The following is a 22,803-nucleotide window of genomic DNA, read 5'->3' on the forward strand; positions in this document are numbered from 1 at the left end:
GAGTATAGCGAAAATTCAAGACCGCAAGTTGTTCAAAAAAATAAAAAAGATCGCCCGTAGTATATTGGACTAACAGGCGATTTTTAAGGTTAATCAACACTAATTCATTGAATAATTAAGCGGGTACCATTTTCTTTTCCATTTGCTCTCTGGTCCAAAAACGACCTTTTGCGATCGCTTCGATAAACTTTTGTCCGATACTTTGCATATCGCTACCGTCTTGACTGGTGACAATTCCTTGATCAGCCTTAGCTTTCCCGTTAGAACCAGCTTGATCAAAGTTTACACCTTTAAGATGGGCTCCCTTCAGTAACTCAACCCCTTCGCCAGTTGCCGCAATCGGTTTACAATGTTTGAAAGCCTCATGAACAAACTCAATCGCATCATCTTTATTAACCAGCATTTCTACGCTTTGTTTGCCACCTGGTACATACACCGCGTCAAACATCACTGATGCTGCCGTGAGGAATGTCTGATTAACTTCGATTTCTTGACCATCAGCACCTTTAATTGTTCCTTTAAACTCGGAGACAACTTGAGGTAATACACCCGCTTGTTTTAAGATTTCTTTGATCTCCATCACTTGAGAAGAATTAACCCCATCTGCCGCTAAAATAGCCACTTGACGAGTTTTAGCAGATTTCTCCATCTTCTCTTTCATTTTTTCCATACTGACTGCGGGCGAACTTTGTCCGTGATTTTCGGTCACTGCTTTAGTGGGTGCCGCCACACCGATACCTTTAGCCACAAGTTTAGCAAGTTCGTGATCAACCTGATTGAATAACTCGACCATTCGTTCCCGAATTGCTTTGGTTTGGACTTTTCCTAACTCAAAGTGAGCCGCTTTTACTAAATGATCTTTCTCGATATCAGTTAGACTATTCCAGAACAAAGTCGCTTGGCTAAAATAGTCTTTTTTAAACGATTCAGCACGTTTACGAACCTTATTTCCTTGAACTGATTCAGAATAATGACTAAAAGCACTCATCCCTTCTGGTGTCATCATCGGACAACCACCGCCAAGAGAGTTCGGGTAATAGTTAGTACGTCCTTGTTTAATATTCGTCTGCATAAAACCGTCTTGCTGATTATTATGGACGGGACACACTGGACGATTAATTGGTAAGTGAGCAAAGTTAGCACCGAGGCGATATAATTGCGTATCGTGATAAGAGAATACCCGACTTTGTAGTAGTGGGTCATCCGTGAAATCAATACCCGGTACAACTCGTCCTGGATGAAAGGCAGATTGTTCAGTTTCGGCAAAATAGTTATCGGGGTTACGGTTTAAAACCATTTTTCCGACGGGTATAACGGGTACAAGTTCTTCTGGAATAAATTTAGTCGAATCTAGGATATCAAATCCGAATTTATTTTCATCTTCTTCTTCAATGATTTGTACACCTAATTCGTACTCTGGATAATGACCCATTTCGATCATTTCCCAAAGATCACGCCGATGATAGTCTGGATCTTTTCCTGAGAGTTTTTGAGCTTCATCAAAAACGAAAGAATGTACACCAAGTAAGGGTTTCCAATGCAATTTAACAAAACGTGCTTTTCCTTCTTCATTAACGAAGCGGAAGGTATGAACCCCAAATCCTTGGATCATACGATAGCTTTTTGCTAAAGTGCGATCGCTCAGAAACCACATGATCATGTGCATCGATTCTGGCACTAATGAGATAAAATCCCAGAAATTGTCATGGGCTGATGACGCTTGTGGTATTTCGTTATTGGGTTCGGGTTTGACAGCGTGAATGATATCAGGGAATTTAATCCCATCTTGGATAAAAAATACTGGAATATTATTCCCTACAAAATCGTAGTTACCTTCTTCGGTGTAAAACTTAATCGAGAAACCTCGTACATCTCGAACGGTATCAGCAGAACCGCGAGAACCACCGACATTAGAAAAACGAACAAAAACGGGCGTTTTTACTGAAGGATCTTGCAAAAATTTCGCTTTTGTGTATTTGGCCATCGATTCATAAACTTGAAAATAGCCATGCGCTCCAGCACCTCTAGCATGAACAACCCGTTCGGGGATACGTTCGCGGTCAAAGTGGGACATTTTTTCTAAATGATGAAAATCTTCTAGGAGTGATGGCCCGCGTTCACCCGCTTTTAGAGAATTATCGGTATCACTAACACCTACTCCTTGGTTAGTCGTCATGTATTCGCCTACTTCTTGGCGAAACGGTTCCATGTCTTTGATCTTGCTATCTTCGTTGATTTGATGATTGTTCGGCTCGCTCATGGTGTTCCTCTTAGGAGTGCATCGACCTCTACTCTGACGAAGATCGAAACCCTAAAACCTCATTCTGTGGCAGTATTTTTCAGACGAGCAAATTTATCACAAGATAGATTTTATGGCATTTTTTTAGTTTTTATGGTAATAAAATTTTTTCCCATGAAAGTCTTAAGGAAGAACTTGACGAAAAAACTCTAGAAGCATTCTTCACCGATACGGGCGCGTCCAAAAGCGAAGAATTGCTATATTTTACTGAATATGGTTTTTTTGGTTAGTCAAATGAGGATTTTAGCTTGATCCTTTCCTTGCTGCTTTAACCATATCAATTAGGGTATGATGAGCGTCTTCAGAATCTTTGAGTGTATGATCGAATTCTACTCGAATCGGTACTGTTTCCCCGTTAATTTGTACGGCTAAATTCATTCCTTGGGGATCAATAGATGACATTTGTGCGGTTTGAGCATCGGGCGTTTTACCAAAGACTTTAGCATAAAGCACGATCGCTTCGGAGTGATCTTCGTTCATGTGTTGGCAAATGCGATCGCTGATAGCGGGAGTAATCGGATCAGACATAATTATTTTATCTTATAATGTTGACGACAAAAGGCGATGACTTGGGATACTTTACTGGTTTGTTGAGGATAGAATATTTTTGGTCTAGCAATGACTAGCAACGGGATATTCAACTCTTTTGCGACTAACCGTTTGATGTCTTCTCCTCCTTCTCTTCCTGATGCTTTGGTGACAACGAGTGATATTTTCCACTGTAACCAAAGGGCTTTTTCTAATTCTGGACTAATCGGAGGACGTAAGGCGATAATACGATCAGGACTAAAACCAGCAGCATTCGCCACTAATAACGAGTTTACAACAGGAAGAATCCTAGTATAAAGGGTTGCTCGATTTTGCCAAGGTTGAAATAATGGTAAAGTTTTGTAACCAATCGTTAGTAAGACACGTTGTCCGGATAGATAATCACCCTGTAACAGTGTCTCAATGTCTATTTCATTGACTGAGTGATCTTCTATTTTAGGTCGTTCATAACGCAAATAAGGTATTTTGTTTTGATTTGCCAAGTCGATCGCTATTCGTGATATTTCTGTAGCATAAGGATGAGACGCATCGACAATAGCTGTTATTTTCTCACTTTGATCGGGTTTACCAATTTTTACGGTTAATAGGGGAGACTCAGGATACAGGTTTTTCGCGCTTTGGGTGGTTACTGTTACGATGCAAGGAATAGCATGAGTCGCCATTTCTACGGCTAGAATAGCACTGTCACTCGTTCCCCCAATTAACCAAATACTCATTTCAATACTTAGCCTCGAAAAATTGTTATATTAGATGAACTGTTGTGATTATTATGGTAAAAAAAACCATAAAGATTTGTAAACTGTGCTAACTACCCTTCTAACCCAAAAAAGTAACTCAGATCATTTAATACCAGACGACTTATTTACAGCTATTAATGACTTAAAACGAGATTTAAACGCTGTTGTACTGGCGCATTATTACCAAGACCCTGATATACAAGATATTGCGGATTATATTGGCGATTCTCTCGGATTATCTCAACAAGCGGCGATGACAGATGCGGATGTCATTGTCTTTGCGGGTGTTCATTTCATGGCCGAAACAGCTAAAATATTAAATCCTGATAAATTAGTATTATTGCCCGATTTAAATGCTGGATGTTCTTTAGCCGATAGTTGTCCTCCCCAAGAATTTTCTAAGTTTAAAGCGAAATATCCCGATCATCTGGTAATTTCTTATATTAACTGTACGGCCGAGATTAAGGCCATGAGTGATATTATTTGTACCAGTTCCAATGCCGTAAAAATCGTTAATCAAATTCCTTTAGATCAGCAGATTATTTTTGCACCAGACCGAAATTTAGGACGATATGTCATGGAACAAACGGGACGTAATTTAGTCCTCTGGCAAGGAAGTTGTATCGTTCATGAAACCTTTTCCGAAAGAAAAATTATTCAGCTAAAAATAGAACATCCAGAAGCCGAAATCATTGCTCATCCCGAATGTGAACCCGCTATTTTGCGTCATGCAAGTTATATCGGTTCAACAACAGCATTACTAAACTATTGTCAAAAAAGTTCCAGTCAAGCCTTTATTGTGGCGACGGAACCAGGCATCATTCATCAAATGCAAAAAGAAGAACCTCAAAAGATCTTTATTCCCGCACCAGCAATTAATAATTGTGCTTGTAATGAATGTCCTCATATGCGATTAAATACTCTAGAAAAATTATATTTAGCGATGAAAAATAAACAACCAGAAATTACCTTACCCGAAGACATTCAACAAAAAGCTTTACGTCCGATTCAAAAAATGCTCTTAATGTCGTGAAAAACAATTTATAAAAAAAGCGAAATTAGGAGCTAATTTTTTACAATTCTTAATCATTTTTGGAGTTAATGCTAACACTAACATCAATTTTTGTATAAAGGTCTAGACTAATCCTGTAAAAATGATAAATTGAATATAGAAGTAATAAAGCTTCTCTGGCAAAGAGAACAGCCAAACCAATAAAAAGTCAAAAAGAGGTACACCGCGCTGTTTAATTTACCTACCATCTGTCTCGTTAACCGAAAACATCACCCAAACCGAAAACAGATTATTCTTCAAACTAGGTAGATAGGGAGTTAGAATTAATTACAACTCCGTGAAATCTCGCAAAAGGGAAGAAGTCAACTGAAGAGTAGGTCTTGGGTGATGTTGTTTAAAGAAAAAATTTAGCTCATTTCTTTAGACTTAAACACTACAATAATTAAAGTTGAGTGTTAGATAGTGGAGAGGTGAATTATTGAAATGACGGAAGATAAATTATTTACCCAAGAAATTATAGGAATACCATCTCATCCCTATTCAAAGCAGCAATTGATTAGACAAAAAATCTTACTAAGTCTGCTCAATCAAGCTAGAGAATTATTTGAATTAGAAAACGTTTCGGAATTACTAGATCAACAAGCACAATTACTCGCTCAGAGTGAACAGCGCGAAGAAAAACTACAAGCGGCTTTAAGTGAAGAATTAGCAAAACGTAACGATGATTCAAAAAAAGAAGCCGAACGAGAGCGATCGATCTCATTAGTCATTGATAAAATCCGTCAGACCCTCGATATTAATATTATATTCCAAACAGCAGCAACAGAAGTCCAAAAACTTCTTGCCGTTGAACACATTACGATTTATAAATTTCGGGAAGATTACGGCGGGGATTTTATCTTTGAATCTGATCCTAAACCCTTTCCTCGTCTGGTGGGGAGAAGTTGGAATGATGATCATTTGATGGAAACCAAAGGTGGAAAACTACGAAAAAATCATCCTTGTGTCGCCAATGATACAGAAAAAGATGAGCGTTTTTCCATCTGTTACCGTTCAACAATTACCCTTTTTGAGATTCGTTCTTTTGCTGCTGTTCCTCTATTTCTCGGTGAAACCTTGTGGGGAATACTAGCCGCCTTCCAACATAGTAGCCCGAAAAATTGGCAAACAGACGAAGTAAAATTATTACAAAAAGTCGGCATTCAACTGGGAGTCGCCCTACAACAAACCGAATATCTCAAACGAATTCAACAGCAATTTGAACAAGAACGGGCGTTATCACAAGTTATAGATAAAATTCGTCGGACATTAGATTTAGAGACAATCTTTCAAACCACCGTTACAGAAGTTCGTCAACTCTTACAAACCGATCGCGCTGCCATTTATCAGTTTATCCCAGAAACCGATTGGGTAGAAGGCGAATTCATTTCCGAAGCCGTTTTAGCCCCCTACCACTCTGTCTTATCCGAACGAGTCGCCGATCATTGTTTTGGACAAAATTATGCAACTTTTTACCAAAGAGGGCGAATTTGGTCGCTTAGTAACATCGATACTGCTCAAATGAGCGAATGTCACATCGCTATTTTAGCTCGCTTTCAAGTCAAAGCCAATCTTGTTGCACCTTTGTTAAGTGGCGAAAAACTGTGGGGGTTACTGTGTATACATCAGTGTGAAAGTCCGCGTCATTGGCAAGAATCAGAAATCGAATTTGTCAGCAAAATTGCCACTAACTTAGGAGTCGCCTTACAACAAGCGGAATTACTAGCGCAAACTCAAGCGCGATCGCAAGAATTACAACTAGCCCTAGCACAAGTCGAAGCCCAAAAAGAACAACAAAAAGCTTTAACACAAGTTATTGATAAAATCCGTCATACATTAGACATTGATACAATTTTTAAAACAACGGCCACAGAAGTACGCCAACTTCTCCAAGCGGATCGAGTTGCTATTTTTTACTTCACTCAAAATGAACGCTACACGGATGGGGTTTTTATTGCCGAAGATGTCAAAACTGGATTTCACTCGGCTCTTGCGGCAAAAGTCCACGATCATTGTTTTGGGGAAAAACACGCGACTTATTACCAAAAAAATCGCATTTGGGCAGTGAATGACATTGAAAAAGCGAATTTATCAGACTGTCATCTAGCGACATTAAATCGGTTTCAAGTTAAAGCAAATCTCGTAGCCCCATTACTGATCGGAAAAACCTTATGGGGATTACTTTGTATACATCAGTGTGAAAGTCCGCGTCATTGGCAAGAATCAGAAATCGAATTTGTTAGCAAAATTGCCACCAACTTAGGGGTAGCCCTGCAACAGGCTAAATTACTCGCTCAAACTCGGAAACGCACCGAAGAATTACAAACTGCACTAGGACAAGTAGAAGCTCAAAAACAACATCTTAGCCATGTAGCCGCCCAAGAAAAAGCATTAGCCAGAGTAATTGAGAGAATACGTCAGACACTCAATGTTGAAGACATTTTTAGCGCAACAACCGAAGAAGTGCGACAAATTATCAATTGTGATCGGGTTGTTGTTTATCGCTTTTATGAAGACTGGAGCGGTGAATTTCTTTATGAGTCGATGAGTGAAGAATGGCGGCCGTTAATTTGGTCTCCAGGACTAAAAACCGTTTGGGAAGATACCTATCTTCAGGAAACCCAAGGAGGGCGTTACCGCTATCATGAAATATTTGCGGTTGATGATATTTATCAGATGGGTTTCACTGATTGTCATATCGGAATTTTAGAACATTTTCAAGTCAAAGCTTTTGTGGTTGTACCTGTTTTTGTTGGCGATAAACTTTGGGGTTTATTAGGAGCTTATCAAAATACCAAAAGTCGGCAATGGAAACAGCGAGAAATTGCGTTATTAGACCAAATTGCCAATCAATTAGGAGTCGGTGTTTATCAAGCGCAGTTATTAACTCAAACAAAAAAACAATCTCAGGAATTAGAAACAACTTTAGCCGATTTAAACGCAATTGTCGATAATTTAGCAGATGGATTACTCGTTATTGATATTTTGGGACGGATTACTCGTTTTAATCCAACTTTACTATCGATGTTCCGCCTAGAACAAGTTAATCTAATTGGAAAACATATCGCTACGGTTTTTAGTGAAAAACTCGTACAATTGGTAGAACAAAGCGAACGATGTCAACAAAAAGTCGTGACGGCTGAAGTAGACTTAGATCAAGGCAGAGAAGGACAGGCTTTAGCGACGAGTATTATTAAAGATTCTCAAAATGATGAGGGTTTACAATGTTTGGGATCAGTGATTTTAATTCGAGATGTCACTGTAGAAAGAGAAATTGATCGGATGAAAACTGAGTTTTTGGCGAATGTTTCTCATGAATTAAGAACACCTCTAACCTCCGTTTTAGGCTTTGCTTCTTTGATTAAAGAAAAACTTAGAGATGTGATTATACCTTCAGTCGCAACAGATAATACAAAAGCTCACAAAGCTTTACATAAAGTTGAAACAAATATTGACATTATTGTCTCAGAAGCAGAACGGCTAACAGATTTGATCAATGACGTTCTCGATATTGCTAAGATGGAGGCAGGCCAAATAGAGTGGGATATTCATCCGACTTCTCCTCTAGAAATGATTCAACGAGCGATCGCTACTACTGAACCTTTATTTCAAAATCAACAAATCACTTTTATTCAAGAAATTGAACCTAATTTACCAGTGATTTTAGTTGATGAAAACCGCTTTATTCAAGTTTTACTTAACTTAATTTCTAATGCCGTCAAATTTGCTGATCAAGGCGTTGTAACTTTTCGGGCAAAACTTGAAGGAAATCAGTTATTGTTCAGTATTAGTGATACAGGCGTTGGTATTCCAGACGAATATAAAGACGTAATTTTTGAACGTTTTAAACAAGGGGGAGATGTTCTAACCGATAAACCCAAAGGAACTGGTTTAGGATTACCAATTTGTAAACAAATTATTGAACATCATGGCGGTAAAATTTGGGTTGAAAGTGTTTTAGGACAAGGTAGCACATTTTTTATTAGTATGCCAGTGATGCCAGAAATGATCAAAATACATGAAGAAATGAAGTCTATTAATCGTTTATTTGAGGATAATTTATGAGTAAAAAAGTTCTCATTGTTGACGATGAACCAAATATCTTAATTTTGATGGAACAAGCTTTAGAAAAATTAGAAGATGACTATGATGTTACTCTTTTAACGGCCAAGAATGGACTCGAAGCCTTAGACATTATTAAACAAGAAACCCCCGATTTAGTTTTTCTTGATGTCATGATGCCGAAACTCAGTGGATTAGATGTTTGCCGCATCATTAAAAATGAATTTCAAATGGATAGTATTTATATCATTATGCTAACTGCAAAAGGTCAAGAATTTGATAAAAAAAATGGAATTGCTGTAGGTGCGGATTTATATATGACTAAGCCATTTAGACCTAAAGAAGTTTTCGTTAAATCTTTAGAAGTTTTGGGGTTTATTAAAGAAAAGGATGATTCAAATTAATTTAAAAAAAATCTTATTAAAGCCGAATATTTTAGCCATTCTTGAGCAGTTACAAGAACAGCTAAAGATAGAAATTAGTATTTGTGATACAGAAAATAATTATTTATTAGGGCAAGATAATTCTGCTTTTACTTATCAGCGTCCCATTGAGATTGAAGGACAAGTATTATGTTGGCTGCAAAGTATTGATGAAAAAGCCGAAATTATTAGAAATATTTTAAATTTTACGTTACAACAAGAATTTGAAAAAAAATCTTTAGCAAAAGAAATATTAGAAAAATACGAAGAAATTAACTTATTTTATGATCTTTCCTCAAAAATATCAACTTGTTTAAAAGTAGAAGAAGTTGTTCAAGTTATTTATAAAGAAGTTAAAAAACTGATTAATGTTGATTATATTTCAGTTATCTTAGTCAATTCAATAACAGGAGAGTTAGAAACTTTAATTACAGGTCGAGATAAAGTAACGAAGAAAGCGGCTGATAAAAATTATTTAGGAATTGCTAATTATGTTTTACAATCGGGAAATCCTGAAATAATTAATGACGTTTTGACTGATCAAAGATATAGTCCAGGTACAACTCAATTCCGTTCTTTAATTTGTGCGCCTTTAACGATTCAAAATGAAATTATAGGTGTAATTAATATAAGTCATCCTGAAACCATGACTTATACAACATCAGATTTAAAATTAATTGTTTCCTTAACTTCTCAAATTGCCGCCGCGATTCAAACTGTACAATATTATGAACAATTGAAAGAATATTCTCAAACTTTAGAGCAAAAAGTTGCTGAAAGAACATTAGAATTAGAAAACGCTAAATATGAATTAGAAAAACTAGCAACAATTGATCAACTTACCCAATTAGCTAACCGTCGTAAATTTGATGAGTATTTACTGTATGAATGGAAACGACTTAAAAGAGAAAAATTACCGATTTCTTTAATCCTTTGTGATGTAGATTATTTTAAATTATATAATGATTGTAATGGGCATCTACGAGGTGATGAATGTTTAAGAAAAGTTGCCCAAGTCCTGCAAAATACCATTAGAAGACCAGCCGATTTAGCTGTACGCTATGGGGGTGAAGAATTTGCTATTGTTTTATCAAATACCAATGGTGATGGTGCAATTAAAGTCGCACAACGAATACAAATGGCGATCGAAGATCTAAAAATTTTCCATCCTCTATCAACAGTTAGTCAATATGTGACGATTAGTCAAGGGATTTCTAGCTTATTTCCGACACCGACAAATTACCCTGAAGATTTGATAAAAATGGCGGATTTAGGTCTTTATCAGGCGAAAAATAGCGGGCGTAATTGCTATATTTTAAATTTATTGAATTAATGATTAAATAGGGTTTGGAGACCAAACCCCACGTCATCAATTATCATGGGTTAATTTCCCTGAGTTGAAGGTGTTGTTACTGGTTTATTTCGCATACTTTCTTGTTGTTGACGTTTAAATTTGTCAGCTGCATTTTGCAATTCACTATTTGTATCTTCTTGAAATTCCGATGAATTCCGACTCCGACGGAAATTGGAGTTATGAATTAAATCCATCGGATTAAAAGAATTGCCAAATGTGCCACCTGTCAAAGCATCTTGTTCATTGTCTTGATAGCCATTATTCGTGTTAGCGTTGGCTTGAGCTAGACTAGACTCAGTAAAAAATCCTAGACTCATCAACAGGCTTAAACTTAACGTGAGAGTGATTTTATTCATAATTTACCTGAAAATATTTAAGCAAAACGACGACGTAATAAAGGTTGAATCGCCAATAAGACCAGTGCATCAAAAGCTAGTAAAATTAGAAGAACTAACCCAAAGCTAATATCTGCCCAAGGCGTTTCTAATACTATACTATTCAAATTCCAAGAGGAATTAAAATAAATATATCGAATGGGTTCGATCGCATAAGTTAAAGGATTAAGACTAGCAATCACCTGTAACCAGTTAGCCATAAATGATAATGGAGCAAGGGCGGTACTTGCAAATAATAATGGTAGATTGGTCACAAAAATAACTGCAATCAATTCAATATGTCCGGGTAAAGCAAAAGCTAAACCTAAACTCAACGCCGTCATTCCCAAAACAACGAGAAAGACAATTAAACCAATCATAGCTAAACCGAGTGCATTGGGTAAACCTGCTCCCAAAACCGCACTCGCTAAAATAATCACCGCCGTTTGAACAAAACTGAGGGCGATAATATAAATAGTAGATGCGGCAACAATAGAATAACGAGAAGACAAAGGAGCGACCAATAAACGGTTTAAAAAGCCAAATTCTCGGTCAAACATAACGGGTAAACCTGCATTTAAAGCCCCCGAAAAAGCCGTAAATACAATGATTCCTGGTGCAAGAAACTTAGCATAACTAAGATCATTGCCAAATAAACCTTGTGGGGCATTGTAGAATAAAGCACCAAATAAAATAAGCCACATAAAAGGCTGAATGATACCCGCTATCAAAGTTGAGGGGCGACGTTGTAGTTGTATAAAAAGACGTTTGGTTAAGGCGAGGGTTTCTTGAATAAATTCGCCAAATTCGTTGGAAGAATCGGTTAATTCAGTAAAAGAAGGATTCGGGGTTAGTTTAGAAGGTGTTAGGGTTTGACTCATATTTATTCCTATTTCATTTCTTGTTTTTTCTCTGCTTTTAAATCTCGCATTCCGAGCGCCGCGATTTCTGCATCCATCAAAGTTCTGCCAGTCGCAGCAAGATAGACATCATCTAAACTGGGACGAGATTGCGCCATACTAAAAATCGGTAAACCAGAATTTAAGAGGGTTTGCTCAATTTTACTTAAAGGATTACTCTGAGGGGTAACAATGAGGTTAAGAGAGTTGCCTTGAGACGGGTTGACGATGACTTCTTCGACAAAAGGTAAAGGAGTAAGAAAAGTTTTGGCTTTTTCTGCTTCTTCAGGGGCGGTAAATTCTCGAATTCGTAACGTAATGCGATCGCCTCCTATTTGATCTTTTAACTCAGATGGCGTACCTTGGGCAATTACCACACCATGATCAATAATCGCTAGACGATTGGCTAAAGCGTCAATTTCTTCTAAATAGTGACTGGTAATCAGAACGCTTGTACCAGATTCCGAGAGTTTGCGGAGGAAATCCCAAACAATCACCCGACTTTCGATATCTAAACCTACCGTCGGCTCATCTAAAACTAAAATTTCGGGTTGATGGAGTAAACCGGCGGCTAAATCGAGACGTTTTCGGATTCCTCCAGAATAAGTACCCGCTTTGTTGTCGGCGTAGTCTTGCAACCCCAGTAATTTTATGAGTTCTTCGATCCGTGTTTTTGCGGTTTTAGGAGGTAAGTGATAGAGTGCCGCCTGTAAATTGAGTAATTCTCGCCCTGTCAAGACCTTATCAATTGCCACCTCCTGCGCCACATAACCGAGTCTTCGCCGCGCCGCTTTGGGGTTATCGATGGCGGATACACCCCCCACTTGAATCGTGCCGCTATCGGGTTTAGCGAGGGTACACAGACAACGAATCGTCGTGGTTTTCCCCGCACCATTGGGGCCGAGTAAACCAAATATTTCGCCAGGTGGCACGACAAAAGAAATATCTTTGACAGCTTCTACCGAGCCATATCGTTTTTTTAGATGATCAATGATGACAACAGGAGTCATATTTGCATTCAAAGAGGCTACACAAATCTATACAATTCTTCTATATCTCTATTTTGACATTTCATTACGCGAAAAGGGTGGAACTTTTTTAATCTCGTCAAGTGACTTACTCCGCAGTTTTCGGAGGATTGCAAATATAGATTAACAATTCTTGTACTTTTTGGGTTAATTCTTCAGAAGGATTTTCTACAGAAGACATTTCCTGTAAAGCATCTGACCACATATCTAATTTAGCAAAATAGTTCGCTCGTTCTAAAGCAATTTCTTCATCGGTTGCTTGTTCTAATCTTAGTTGAGCTTCTATGCTTTTTAGTTCTTTAGTGATGACATCTCGTTCTTCTAAACCCATTACTTTAAAGCTACGTCGCCATATTGATTTATCAGCTTGATTGAATATTTCCCAATCATAAATCTGTCCTGGTTGTAGCACTTTTCCAGTATAGAGAATTCCTTGAAAAGTTTTTTCGGGTGATGCTGTCGTAATAATTTGACTCCATAAAATTGTCTGTTCTTGTTTTGGATCGAACGGACTATACAACCGAATTTCTAAAGGTTGGTTTCCTTGCCACAGAAAAAGAGGATTATTGTGCCAAATAACATTTTTTTCTTCTAGTATCCCTGGACTAACTGGGCAAACTCCCCGTGAGCCTAATTTTGGCTCTTTGCGTGTTTTAAAAAGGTTTAAAATAGCTGACCATGTTGATCTTTTTCTTTTAACTTGTGGAGTTGGACTTGGACTCGGTTGACTTTGTTTAATTTGAACAGTTGAAGCTCTCACTATTGAATTAAATGATTGTTTTGTCAAGCCGATAATCAACATTATCACTAATAATAATATTTGTATTTTTAGGGGTTTATTTTTCATACAATGACTTCCTTAAAGATGGTAAAATATAGAACCAAAAAGCTAGTGATGGCAAAAACAAAGGGAAAATAATTTTAAAAGTAATATAAATTTGTATACTGAGCAGAATATAGAGAAGATTTACACTAAATAATTTAAGGATTAATCCTTTATGTTGAAGTGAAAAAGACTCTAATTGTAACGCGATCGCTTGAGCAAATATGGCAGCAATCAGAAGCATCCAAAGATCGGGTATAGGAATAATGATATGTCGCGTCAGCCAATGATGAATCATGTAAGAATGTATTTCACCACCCGTAATACTATCATCTGAATCCTGCCAAAATACGAACGCCAAAGGAGGATTAAAGTAATCTTTTTCGCCATCAATTCCAGCTTCTGAATAGCCACCCGATGCTATTAAAATAACTTGTCCGTTAATTATATTTTTTTTGTCTAATAATTGCCATGCAAGTATTTTTTGATAAACGCTTTCTGGTGGTAATGAAAAATCAATAATCGGTTGTAACCAACGTTGTTGAAAGTATTCGCTAAATTGAGTAATCGGGTTAATTTGTACAGTTTGAAGAAAATTCAGTGAATAATTCTCTGTTTTAGATTCAGCCAAAAAATTTAATATTTCAGTTTTATAATTATTTTGATTAGCTATTTGAGAGAAAGTAAGACCATCGGTAAACAGTGCATGATTAACAGCTATTAAATAACTAAAAGGACAAATATTAGTGCAATCATTGGGCAAAGTAAGATAAATAAGAGAAGATGTAATCGAACCTTGCATGACAGATTTTAGACTGGCAATATCAGGAATAATACCGATTTCTTTTTCTCCTTTTTCTAGGGCAGCAAAAATTAATGATATTTGATAATTTTTTCTAGCATTTTCGATTGATTTAGCGAGAGTCTTATCATTTTCGCCTTGAGGACGATCAAGTAAATAATCTATGCCAATCACTTTAGCATTAAGTGTAGAAGCTTTATCAATTAATTTCGCAAGATATTTACGATTGAGGGGATTTATTTCGGTAATTTTTTCTTTATTAAATGACTCATCATCGATAGAAACTAATAAAACTGGTGGAGTTATATTTGGAGGAATTTGACGGGTTATCTCACGATAAATCGCTTGTACGACTATTCGTCTATCGAGTAAAAATGCTTGAATTGAAGGAAATAAACTGAGTAAGATTAAAAAACTAAGAATCATCGCTTGTTGAGAGTTAGGCAACCATCGTTTTAAAAATGATTTCCATCCCATCTGCTCAATTTTATAAAAAGTAGCTTCAGGATGACAAAAGAGTGAAGGAATTAAATAAGCTGAAGGATATTCTAGGTTTTTATTGTGTTTAAGAAATTGACAAGAGTCCCAGACTGCATCACTAACATTTTTTTCTTGTGCCAAACTTTCAAGGAACTTGACAAAAAAGACCTGTGCTACACTATTTTGTATCGGTTCACGCAAAATAGCAACTTGATTTAAACCCAAATCGATCAAAGCATTAGCAATACTCAACCCACAACAAGAATTAAACAGAGCAAATTGTAAACCTTTTGTTTGTGCTATTTTTAAATAAGGTGTAATTTCACGAATTGAAATGGTAGTACGTGGAGCGATCGCAAGTTCTCCACCTGTTAGCTCAGTTTCTTGACTGTGACCTGCAAAATATAATATATCCCATCCTAAAGGATCACAAATCGTCTGACAAATTTCTGATTTGAATTGAGTAATGGATTGATCTTCAGTCTGAGCAAGAATTTTAATTTCTGCTAAATTGGACATAGAAGACAATGCTTTAAAATCATTATTAAAGTCGAGTCCTGTACGATCGCCAAAAATTGCTAAGATCCTTGCACCACTATGACAATAATGATCTCTCTTTGTCCCATGAGTTGAACGAATGTTGATGGGAGTTCGCGTTAAACGGATCGACACAGGTGCAACGATTTCTGTTTCAAGTTCCCAAGCTTCCCAAGGAAGTCTTTCTAGTTCAATAGATGAACAAGTTAGAAAAAGATGAATTTGCTCTATTTTCGTTTCTTTAACCCATTTTCTAATGATTGTCGTAATTTCTGTCCGAATTTTTAAAAGTTGTTCACTATTTAACCATGTTTTGAATATTGTTAATAATTGATTTTCGGATTGTACGAGATGAGCATAGGGATCGAGTGGCATCATGCTACCTTGATCTTGTATACGTCCTCTCATGTTATTTTGATAATTTTGATAATATCGAATATAGGCACGTTGCCAAACATGATAAGATTGTCGCAGCGTTTCAGGATAAGTAATATTTGCTTGAACTTGTTGTCCGTTTCCCCAAAATAATTCAAACAAACAAGTTTGCTCAATTTGAGTAACCTTAAGTCGTAAAACATGACTTTTCATGATGTATGTTCAGAATATAAGGTGAAAGGAGGTAGGGTCAGAGTATTATTTTTGTTTAAAGCGATCGTCGTGATAAACTGTTCGTCAAGTTCACCAATAACCCTTGTATAAAGATAGCTTTGCTCACTATTTGCTGTTACTTCTTGTTCTCCTAAAATTCCTGTACCATCACTAATTTGTAGTTTTAATCCTTCGGGTAAAGTTTGATTCGATTTCGATGTACCTAAAATTAATAATAATGACCATTCGGTTTGTTCTTCCATTAACCAAGCTAAAGCATATAATTGTAATGAATAATCGTTTATACTAATGTTTTGTGATGCTCCTCTTGCGGTATTAGGTATTGACATTCCTCGTTGTTGAAGTTCCTCAAGAATAATGTCAAATGTCGGAAGATTACGAAAAGAAACGGTAGCAAGTTCAGGTGTTGGTAACAGTGTCCATGATAAACCTTCGCAGAATTCATCTAATTTACCTTGTAACCATAACCCCACATTGATCATACTCATGAGTGGTGAAATCGGTTGAGTTTCTTCTGGTGCGACAATATTGGGTAGTTGAATCGCTGAAGGCTCTAAACATCTAAGATATAACAATAAATGATTAATATCTTGATCAAACCAAGCTAAAGAAATTTCGTAGGTTTCATCGGGTTGTACTATTAAATTTCCCGATCGCTGATATTGTTGTAATTGATCGTAACGTATCAATCCTTCGATGACGATTTGTTCTTGTTCTTCATCAACACTCACCAACACATAAAAATGAGCAATATCTTTCGGAGATTCGAGCGCTGTTCTCGCTATTGTTATGATTTCATCATCTAGCGTTCCCTGAGTTAATAAACATAGCTTAAATTCCCCGATTTTTAGTTGACAAATTGTGTTTAATGTGCTAAACAAAAGAGACTGATCGAGAATGAGTGCGGGATCTCTTTGATTGAGCCATTCCTGAAAACCCGATAGAGCAAGATGATTTAAATAAGATTGCCATTGTTGATCGAGTTCAGGAAGAGAAAAACTCAATTGTGCAGCTTGTTCTATTTGTTCGGGAGTCAATGCGATCGTATCAACAGATGAACTAGCGTAATCTAGAAAAAGGTTTGAAGAACTAATCATAATAAGTTTTCATTTAGTGGTTAAGATAACGACAAAGGGAGCAAGCAAAAATACTTTTTACAGGACGATTTTTAGCCATACTAGCTTCGGCTGCAGCTTCTTCAATCATCGTGGTGACTTGTTCTTCTAGTGCTAGTTCAATTTGTTTTTCTTGTTTTTGAAGTAGCTCAGGATTAGTATAAATAGCCGCGAGTTCGATGATTTGATGGGGCAAATTTTGTAACATATGTTGTCGTATATCGGCACGAAAATTTTTAAGTTGCATCAAACGAGTAACTTGATATTGTTTTTCTAAACCGATAGCAAGAGCAATATCTGTCATAGAATAACCTTGACAGTGAAATAATTTTAGGGCTGTGAGAAATTGTTGTTTTTTGGGTACTTTTTGTAAATTCAACCATTGAGGGACAACAAATGCGATCGCTTGTTCTAAGCAAGTCAAAAATTGCTGAAGATAACGATTTAAGAATTCTTCTTGTGCTAAAGAGTCTAAGTCTTCATAGTTTTCTGTAACTTGTTGATACTCAACTTGAAGAAGAATGTCAGAATGATCAAAAGATTCTTGTTTTAGTTTACCTCGTCTAACAGCGATCCGATATTGCCGTAGTTGTTCTGCTAAATCTTGTAACTGAGTCAGGGTTTGTTCTGGAGTCAAAGACAACCCTAAAAACATCGCAATTTGTTGTAATTGCTCAGACGATGGTGTAACGCATTTTCCCTTAATTCCTGCTTTTCGGTTTTCTAATCGCTTTTGACGATAGATTGTGTGATAGGCTTTTAATAATAGACTAGCTTGGGCGATCGCTGCATCATTTTGATGATGGAACTCTTTAAAAATGCGCTCTTGTTGTTTAGGATCTGTATCATTGAGGATAGCCCAATCGCTAATCAAATCAAGACCACATTCTTTTAAAAAGCGGTTTAAATTTTGCTCATAACGAACTAACCGAGTTGTCCAAGTTGATAAACTAGCCAGTTTAGGATCGAAAGTTTGCAAAATTTTAGTAGCCATAGATTTATATTCCGTTGCTCCTTTGTGTTTCAAGTCGTCTAGAGTATCATCTAAAACAAAAGGAAATAGGTCATAACGATTAAATTGATAGTTTTGGCCGAATTGTCGTTCAAGGTTAATACAAACCTGTTTAATTTGTTCCGAAATAAAACAGCGTAAACAAATTTGAGCGATTAAACCGACTGTTGATTCCTTTTGCGCGAGTAAAGCAAAAAGATGACGTTGCATCATCGAGTCTGAAAAAGGAATTTGATTCGCTTTCGTCGAACATTGCTGTTTAATAAAGCTTTTAGCTTGAGCAATTTCTTCAATTTTTATTTTTCCTTGACTATTGAGTCGATTAAATGTCCAATAATTTCTTACTGCGCTCATAGGGTCATAAAATTTCAGTCATAGACGATATAACCTCCTTAATTATGATCTGTAGAGCATGATTTAGTCGCTCTTCTGAAAAAAGCATTGTTACATTTGTGACTTTTTTCATTTCTCTAGCAAGTGTCAATATATATTTCTAGAGCAAAATAGGTTATGCAAAATTATGATCCTTCTTCTTCAAAAAAATGCTTGACAAAATATAAGAAATATGCTAATTAGTTAGCATTTAATTAACGAAATGAGTTTAGGAAGCTTGGGATAAAGAGAGCTTCACGGATGTAATTGTTTTTTGAAAGCCTCTAAAGATGCCCAACGACTATCAATATTAGGTTTAGAATCTTCGAGAGTAATTAATGGCGGTTGACAATCTTTTCCACAGAGTTTCTGTAAAGGCATCGTGAGGGATAATTGCTCATACAGCCAGATTTCGGGATCAAAATGACCATCAGATGGGAGAGTTTCTGATAAATCTTCCATAGGTACTTCTCTTTCTAGAGGAATATATTTATCTTGATCGGCGTTGTCATCTAACCAAATAATTTCGGAAGTTTGTAGAGAAATACGATGATTGTATTGTTGTAAACAGCGATCGCAAGTTAAAGTAATGATGGTTTCTGCTTGTACAAAAACATCGAGAAAAGTGCCACCGTGACGAATAGCGAGTTTACCTCGAATGGGTGTGAGGGTTTCAAGTTCTGAAATAAAATCATCAAGGAGAATCACTCTTTTATGATCAGTTGCTTTGAGAAGATGAGGAATATAAATGGCATCCATTCCGGAGGTCACTCCAACATGAAAGGAGACGGCTAGAATAATTGTAACAATTTATCGAAGCGGATTAGAAAGATTTTAGCTTCGCCAGCGTAAGACTCTAGCATCGATCGGATTTTTAAACGGACGGTTTTCTTGTTGGGATAGGGAGTATTCCTGTTTAAGACGGTAATACCATTTCGCTTGTGTATCAGCATCATCAATTAACATTAACGATGGATTATAAACTAAACCTTCTTGCTGTTTAATTACCACATCTCGATCTTGCCCTAAAAACTGTAAAGTTAGAGAACGTAAAATCGGTTTAAACATCCCCATCCAAGGAATTGTCCAATACAAACTCTGATGGACTTCACACTGAGTTTCATCAATAGGAGTCACCGTAGTAAAGGAACAAGCTTGATAACGATCGCCTCTTAAAATTTCAGTTCGCACCGAAGGTAATTCAAAAATAATCTCGATCGAAATGTTATTCCCCAAAAGCTTATAAGGTTTAGCACTAACTGGCATATCATAGGGAACAAGACGAAAACCTTGTCGAATAGGTTCATAAAGCTTTTCTTTAACTCTAAATTTTCTCGGTCCGCTACGCCACCACCAAGAAGTATGAACAAATGGCCCATGTGCGGGGTCCATTAACCCGATGACTGCGTGATCGATATGACAAGCAAAATGAAGAGTTTCTGAAATATGAGGAAGTGATTCGCCAAAACCTGGAATTATCGGCACAGAAGGTAATTCTAATTCATTAATCCCCCGTTTAAAATCTTCAGGAATATAAACCCAGATATTCCCTTGAACTTCTCGACAAGGATAACTTTGTACTTGGATGCGTTGAATGTCTAACTTATCGTATTCCGTCATCGATGGGATATGAGAACATTTTCCATCTTCTGTATTGAATTTCCAGCCATGATAACAACAGCAAACCCCATCACCTTCGATCCAACCGTGATGTAGAGGAATACCCCGATGAGGGCAAATATCTCGCATAGCAAAGACTTGACCATCCTCCCGTCGTCCGACGAGAATTGGATCGCCTAACATTTTCTTACCGACAAGTTGACCTACTTTTAGATTTTTTCCTGGCATCGCTATGTACCAGAAATCCCGTAATAGGGTTGACATTACTTCAGCAACCTCCTCAAATCAGTCCAAATTTTTTTTATGCCTCCTTTATTACTGATCATAAAACCCATTGATAGTCTTCTGAAGTGCCGATAAAATACAGTTAAACGTATGCTCATTTTAGTGATGAAATCATCTATTTTTCTAGGATTAGGTGCTATTTTAGCGGGTTTAGCCGTTGCTGGTGGGGCATTTGCCAGCCATGCCTTAAAAGATCGTCTCACAGAACGAGCCTTAGAAATTTTTGAAACTGGAATTCGATATCAGATGTATCATTCGTTGGCTTTGTTATTGGTTGCTCTTTTTCTAAGTCAGTCTCAAACAGGACAAAGTTCCTTAAATGTGGCGGGTATAGCTTTTTTAGTCGGTATTGTTCTTTTTTCAGGTAGTTTATATGCTTTAGCCTTGAGTGGTATTAAGTGGTTAGGAGCAATTACGCCTTTAGGGGGAGTTGCATTTTTAATCGGTTGGGGATGTATTGTGAGTGCTGCATTTACCGCTAAACCGTCACCCTAAAACCAGAAATAAGTGTGCCAGAAGAGGCCATAACCTGATAAATTTACCGAAAGAGTAACAAATACACTTGATCAGTGATAAGTATAGTATGAGAGTCCTGGTTATTGGCGGTGATGGCTATTGCGGTTGGGCAACTGCATTACATTTATCAAATCGTGGTTATGAAGTCGGAATATTAGATAATTTAATTCGTCGGCATTGGGATGCTCAATTAGGGGCTGATACATTAACTCCGATCGCTCCAATTCAACAACGGTTACAACGCTGGAAAGATTTAACGGGGAAACACATTGATCTGTATATTGGTGATATTACCGATTATGCGTTCCTTAGTAAATCTTTACGTCAGTTTGAACCAGATACGATCGTACACTTTGGTGAGCAACGTTCCGCGCCTTTTTCGATGATCGATCGTGAACACGCGGTGATGACACAAGTCAATAACGTTGTTGGAACACTGAATATTCTCTACGCAATGAAAGAAGATTTCCCAGATGCTCACTTGGTTAAACTGGGAACGATGGGCGAATACGGAACGCCTAATATTGATATTGAAGAAGGTTACATCACCATCGAACACAACGGACGTAAAGATACACTTCCCTATCCGAAACAACCAGGAAGTATGTATCATCTGAGTAAAGTTCATGATAGCCATAATATTCATTTTGCCTGCCGTATTTGGGGACTACGGGCAACAGACTTAAATCAGGGTGTGGTTTATGGAGTTCTCACCGATGAAACGGGTATGGATGAAATGCTCATTAACCGTCTTGACTATGATGGAGTATTTGGGACTGCTTTAAACCGTTTTTGTATTCAAGCGGCGATTTCTCATCCTCTGACAGTATACGGAAAAGGTGGACAAACAAGAGGATTTTTGGATATTAGGGATACTGTGCGATGTATGGAATTAGCGATCGCTAACCCAGCCAATTCAGGCGAATTCCGCGTATTTAACCAATTTACGGAATTATTCAGTATTAATGATTTAGCCCTAAAAGTTAAACAAGCTGGTATTTCACTGGGTATAGATGTTGAGATCAATAATCTCGAAAATCCGAGAATTGAACTGGAAGAACATTACTTTAATGCCAAAAATACAAAATTATTAGATTTAGGTTTAGAACCTCATTATCTATCGGATTCTCTTTTAGATTCTCTACTGAATTTCTCGATTAAATACAAAGATCGAGTAGACATGAATCATATTTTACCTAAAGTGACTTGGAAAAGATAGAGCATATCATATAAGGTGGGCAAGACCCACCTTAATATAAATTTTTGGCTTTAGTGACTCTAGTGAACTACCCATCGCGCTTTGCTACGCATACAGCGTGGGCTTGCTGTTTCAACGGGATGTGCTTTCTATCCCGAAAGATAGCGAGTCTTACCTTCCCTCCACACGCCAGGAGTCCTAGTTCCTAAGACCCATAATTTTTCTTGCAACATAGCCCACTTAGCTTGGTTTTCGCATTGGGAAAAATGGTCAAGATTGCTCAATTATACCAAATCCGTAGTTATTAGCCATTGTATACAAAGAGGTTTTATCCAGCCTTGAAAACTTCTGGATCTGGCCACCAATGATAGTTAGTCAAAGCTTGAATTTGAGGTTGCATTTGTGCAAGAACATGACAGCGTTGAGCGAGAACCACTTCCAAAGCATCAAGAGTTTCAAAGCTCTTGTTGACCAAAGGCTCATCAGCCAAAGCCCAAAGTCTCTCGGCTGGTTGTAATTCGGGAGAGTAAGGAGGTAAAGGCTCAAAAAAGATGCCTAATGGTAACTCAACTTTCTCGCTCATATGCCATCCAGCGCGGTCAAGAACCAAAAGGATAATTTTGTCTTGTCCTGCTCCTACAGCTGCGGCAAAGGATTTT

The 22,803-nt window shown here is 37.2% G+C and carries 19 protein-coding genes; 6 read left to right on the top strand and 13 right to left on the bottom strand.

Going from position 1 to position 22,803, the window contains the following annotated elements; all coding sequences use genetic code 11:
* Positions 1–115: 115 nt before the first annotated feature.
* The 3 genes from C7H19_RS16380 to C7H19_RS16390 all read right to left on the bottom strand — a co-directional run bounded on the left by C7H19_RS16380 (position 116) and on the right by C7H19_RS16390 (position 3,564).
* Complete coding sequence (locus C7H19_RS16380; protein ID WP_106457996.1) at positions 116–2,260, bottom strand: catalase; 2,145 nt, start codon at positions 2,258–2,260, stop codon at positions 116–118.
* 282 nt (positions 2,261–2,542) lie between these two features.
* Positions 2,543–2,827, bottom strand: coding sequence for a DUF2470 domain-containing protein (locus C7H19_RS16385; RefSeq protein ID WP_106457997.1), 285 nt, complete (start codon positions 2,825–2,827; stop codon positions 2,543–2,545).
* Positions 2,828–2,829: 2 nt separating this feature from the next.
* Positions 2,830–3,564: a cobalt-precorrin-6A reductase gene (locus C7H19_RS16390; protein WP_106457998.1), complete on the bottom strand. Its 735-nt coding sequence runs from the start codon at positions 3,562–3,564 to the stop codon at positions 2,830–2,832.
* Between the two features lie 85 nt (positions 3,565–3,649).
* On the opposite strand from C7H19_RS16390, the gene nadA reads away from it, so the two are divergent.
* From nadA to C7H19_RS16410, 4 genes are all read left to right on the top strand, one after another.
* Positions 3,650–4,618 (top strand): quinolinate synthase NadA, encoded by a 969-nt coding sequence (gene nadA / locus C7H19_RS16395; RefSeq protein ID WP_106457999.1) that lies wholly within the window; start codon positions 3,650–3,652, stop codon positions 4,616–4,618.
* Positions 4,619–5,080: 462 nt separating this feature from the next.
* Positions 5,081–8,701, top strand: a complete 3,621-nt coding sequence (locus C7H19_RS16400) for a GAF domain-containing protein (protein ID WP_106458000.1) — start codon at positions 5,081–5,083, stop codon at positions 8,699–8,701.
* Positions 8,698–9,102: a response regulator transcription factor gene (locus tag C7H19_RS16405; RefSeq protein WP_106458001.1), complete on the top strand. Its 405-nt coding sequence runs from the start codon at positions 8,698–8,700 to the stop codon at positions 9,100–9,102. Before C7H19_RS16400 ends, C7H19_RS16405 begins: the two co-directional genes overlap by 4 nt.
* A complete protein-coding gene (locus C7H19_RS16410) occupies positions 9,089–10,453 on the top strand; it encodes a sensor domain-containing diguanylate cyclase (RefSeq protein WP_106458002.1) in 1,365 nt (454 codons plus the stop codon). Before C7H19_RS16405 ends, C7H19_RS16410 begins: the two co-directional genes overlap by 14 nt.
* A gap of 50 nt (positions 10,454–10,503) precedes the next feature.
* Here C7H19_RS16410 and C7H19_RS16415 read toward each other — a convergent pair whose 3' ends face one another.
* The 9 genes from C7H19_RS16415 to C7H19_RS16455 form a co-directional block, all read right to left on the bottom strand.
* Positions 10,504–10,830 carry a hypothetical protein gene (locus C7H19_RS16415; RefSeq protein WP_106458003.1) on the bottom strand — a complete coding sequence of 109 codons (327 nt, stop codon included), beginning with the start codon at positions 10,828–10,830 and terminating at the stop codon, positions 10,504–10,506.
* A 17-nt stretch (positions 10,831–10,847) separates the two neighbouring features.
* On the bottom strand, positions 10,848–11,729 hold the full coding sequence (locus tag C7H19_RS16420; RefSeq protein ID WP_106458004.1) for an ABC transporter permease: 882 nt from the start codon (positions 11,727–11,729) through the stop codon (positions 10,848–10,850).
* Between the two features lie 8 nt (positions 11,730–11,737).
* Positions 11,738–12,757, bottom strand: coding sequence for an ABC transporter ATP-binding protein (locus C7H19_RS16425; RefSeq protein ID WP_106458005.1), 1,020 nt, complete (start codon positions 12,755–12,757; stop codon positions 11,738–11,740).
* Between the two features lie 106 nt (positions 12,758–12,863).
* Complete coding sequence (locus tag C7H19_RS16430) at positions 12,864–13,622, bottom strand: hypothetical protein (protein WP_106458006.1); 759 nt, start codon at positions 13,620–13,622, stop codon at positions 12,864–12,866.
* Positions 13,612–16,005 carry a CHASE2 domain-containing protein gene (locus tag C7H19_RS16435; protein WP_106458007.1) on the bottom strand — a complete coding sequence of 798 codons (2,394 nt, stop codon included), beginning with the start codon at positions 16,003–16,005 and terminating at the stop codon, positions 13,612–13,614. Before C7H19_RS16435 ends, C7H19_RS16430 begins: the two co-directional genes overlap by 11 nt.
* Positions 16,002–17,123: a DUF1822 family protein gene (locus C7H19_RS16440; RefSeq protein WP_106458008.1), complete on the bottom strand. Its 1,122-nt coding sequence runs from the start codon at positions 17,121–17,123 to the stop codon at positions 16,002–16,004. Before C7H19_RS16440 ends, C7H19_RS16435 begins: the two co-directional genes overlap by 4 nt.
* 13 nt (positions 17,124–17,136) lie before the next feature.
* Complete coding sequence (locus C7H19_RS16445) at positions 17,137–18,507, bottom strand: hypothetical protein (protein WP_106458009.1); 1,371 nt, start codon at positions 18,505–18,507, stop codon at positions 17,137–17,139.
* Positions 18,508–18,780: 273 nt separating this feature from the next.
* Complete coding sequence (locus C7H19_RS16450) at positions 18,781–19,284, bottom strand: YceD family protein (protein WP_106458010.1); 504 nt, start codon at positions 19,282–19,284, stop codon at positions 18,781–18,783.
* Between the two features lie 75 nt (positions 19,285–19,359).
* Positions 19,360–20,409 carry a Rieske 2Fe-2S domain-containing protein gene (locus C7H19_RS16455; RefSeq protein WP_106458011.1) on the bottom strand — a complete coding sequence of 350 codons (1,050 nt, stop codon included), beginning with the start codon at positions 20,407–20,409 and terminating at the stop codon, positions 19,360–19,362.
* A 126-nt stretch (positions 20,410–20,535) separates the two neighbouring features.
* Between C7H19_RS16455 and C7H19_RS16460 the strand changes: the two genes are divergently transcribed.
* Positions 20,536–20,925 (top strand): DUF423 domain-containing protein, encoded by a 390-nt coding sequence (locus C7H19_RS16460; protein WP_106458021.1) that lies wholly within the window; start codon positions 20,536–20,538, stop codon positions 20,923–20,925.
* Positions 20,926–21,013: 88 nt separating this feature from the next.
* A complete protein-coding gene (locus tag C7H19_RS16465) occupies positions 21,014–22,165 on the top strand; it encodes an NAD-dependent epimerase/dehydratase family protein (RefSeq protein ID WP_106458012.1) in 1,152 nt (383 codons plus the stop codon).
* A 307-nt stretch (positions 22,166–22,472) separates the two neighbouring features.
* On the opposite strand, the gene C7H19_RS16470 is transcribed toward C7H19_RS16465, so the two are convergent.
* Positions 22,473–22,803 (bottom strand): transposase (locus C7H19_RS16470; protein WP_181280643.1); only part of this gene is annotated, 331 nt, incomplete at its 5' end.

The sequence above is a fragment of the Aphanothece hegewaldii CCALA 016 genome (assembly GCF_003007785.1).
In the GTDB taxonomy this organism is placed as follows: Bacteria; Cyanobacteriota; Cyanobacteriia; order Cyanobacteriales; family Microcystaceae; genus Chroococcus; species Chroococcus hegewaldii.

Bases quoted from the DNA above. Each gene is read 5' to 3' on its own strand.
- C7H19_RS16380 (WP_106457996.1), bottom strand. From the start codon at position 2,260: ATGAGCGAGCCGAACAATCATCAAATCAACGAAGATAGCAAGATCAAA.
- C7H19_RS16385 (WP_106457997.1), bottom strand. From the start codon at position 2,827: ATGTCTGATCCGATTACTCCCGCTATCAGCGATCGCATTTGCCAACAC.
- C7H19_RS16390 (WP_106457998.1), bottom strand. From the start codon at position 3,564: ATGAGTATTTGGTTAATTGGGGGAACGAGTGACAGTGCTATTCTAGCC.
- C7H19_RS16400 (WP_106458000.1), top strand. From the start codon at position 5,081: ATGACGGAAGATAAATTATTTACCCAAGAAATTATAGGAATACCATCT.
- C7H19_RS16405 (WP_106458001.1), top strand. From the start codon at position 8,698: ATGAGTAAAAAAGTTCTCATTGTTGACGATGAACCAAATATCTTAATT.
- C7H19_RS16410 (WP_106458002.1), top strand. From the start codon at position 9,089: ATGATTCAAATTAATTTAAAAAAAATCTTATTAAAGCCGAATATTTTA.
- C7H19_RS16415 (WP_106458003.1), bottom strand. From the start codon at position 10,830: ATGAATAAAATCACTCTCACGTTAAGTTTAAGCCTGTTGATGAGTCTA.
- C7H19_RS16420 (WP_106458004.1), bottom strand. From the start codon at position 11,729: ATGAGTCAAACCCTAACACCTTCTAAACTAACCCCGAATCCTTCTTTT.
- C7H19_RS16425 (WP_106458005.1), bottom strand. From the start codon at position 12,757: ATGACTCCTGTTGTCATCATTGATCATCTAAAAAAACGATATGGCTCG.
- C7H19_RS16430 (WP_106458006.1), bottom strand. From the start codon at position 13,622: ATGAAAAATAAACCCCTAAAAATACAAATATTATTATTAGTGATAATG.
- C7H19_RS16435 (WP_106458007.1), bottom strand. From the start codon at position 16,005: ATGAAAAGTCATGTTTTACGACTTAAGGTTACTCAAATTGAGCAAACT.
- C7H19_RS16440 (WP_106458008.1), bottom strand. From the start codon at position 17,123: ATGATTAGTTCTTCAAACCTTTTTCTAGATTACGCTAGTTCATCTGTT.
- C7H19_RS16445 (WP_106458009.1), bottom strand. From the start codon at position 18,507: ATGAGCGCAGTAAGAAATTATTGGACATTTAATCGACTCAATAGTCAA.
- C7H19_RS16450 (WP_106458010.1), bottom strand. From the start codon at position 19,284: ATGGATGCCATTTATATTCCTCATCTTCTCAAAGCAACTGATCATAAA.
- C7H19_RS16455 (WP_106458011.1), bottom strand. From the start codon at position 20,409: ATGTCAACCCTATTACGGGATTTCTGGTACATAGCGATGCCAGGAAAA.
- C7H19_RS16460 (WP_106458021.1), top strand. From the start codon at position 20,536: ATGAAATCATCTATTTTTCTAGGATTAGGTGCTATTTTAGCGGGTTTA.
- C7H19_RS16465 (WP_106458012.1), top strand. From the start codon at position 21,014: ATGAGAGTCCTGGTTATTGGCGGTGATGGCTATTGCGGTTGGGCAACT.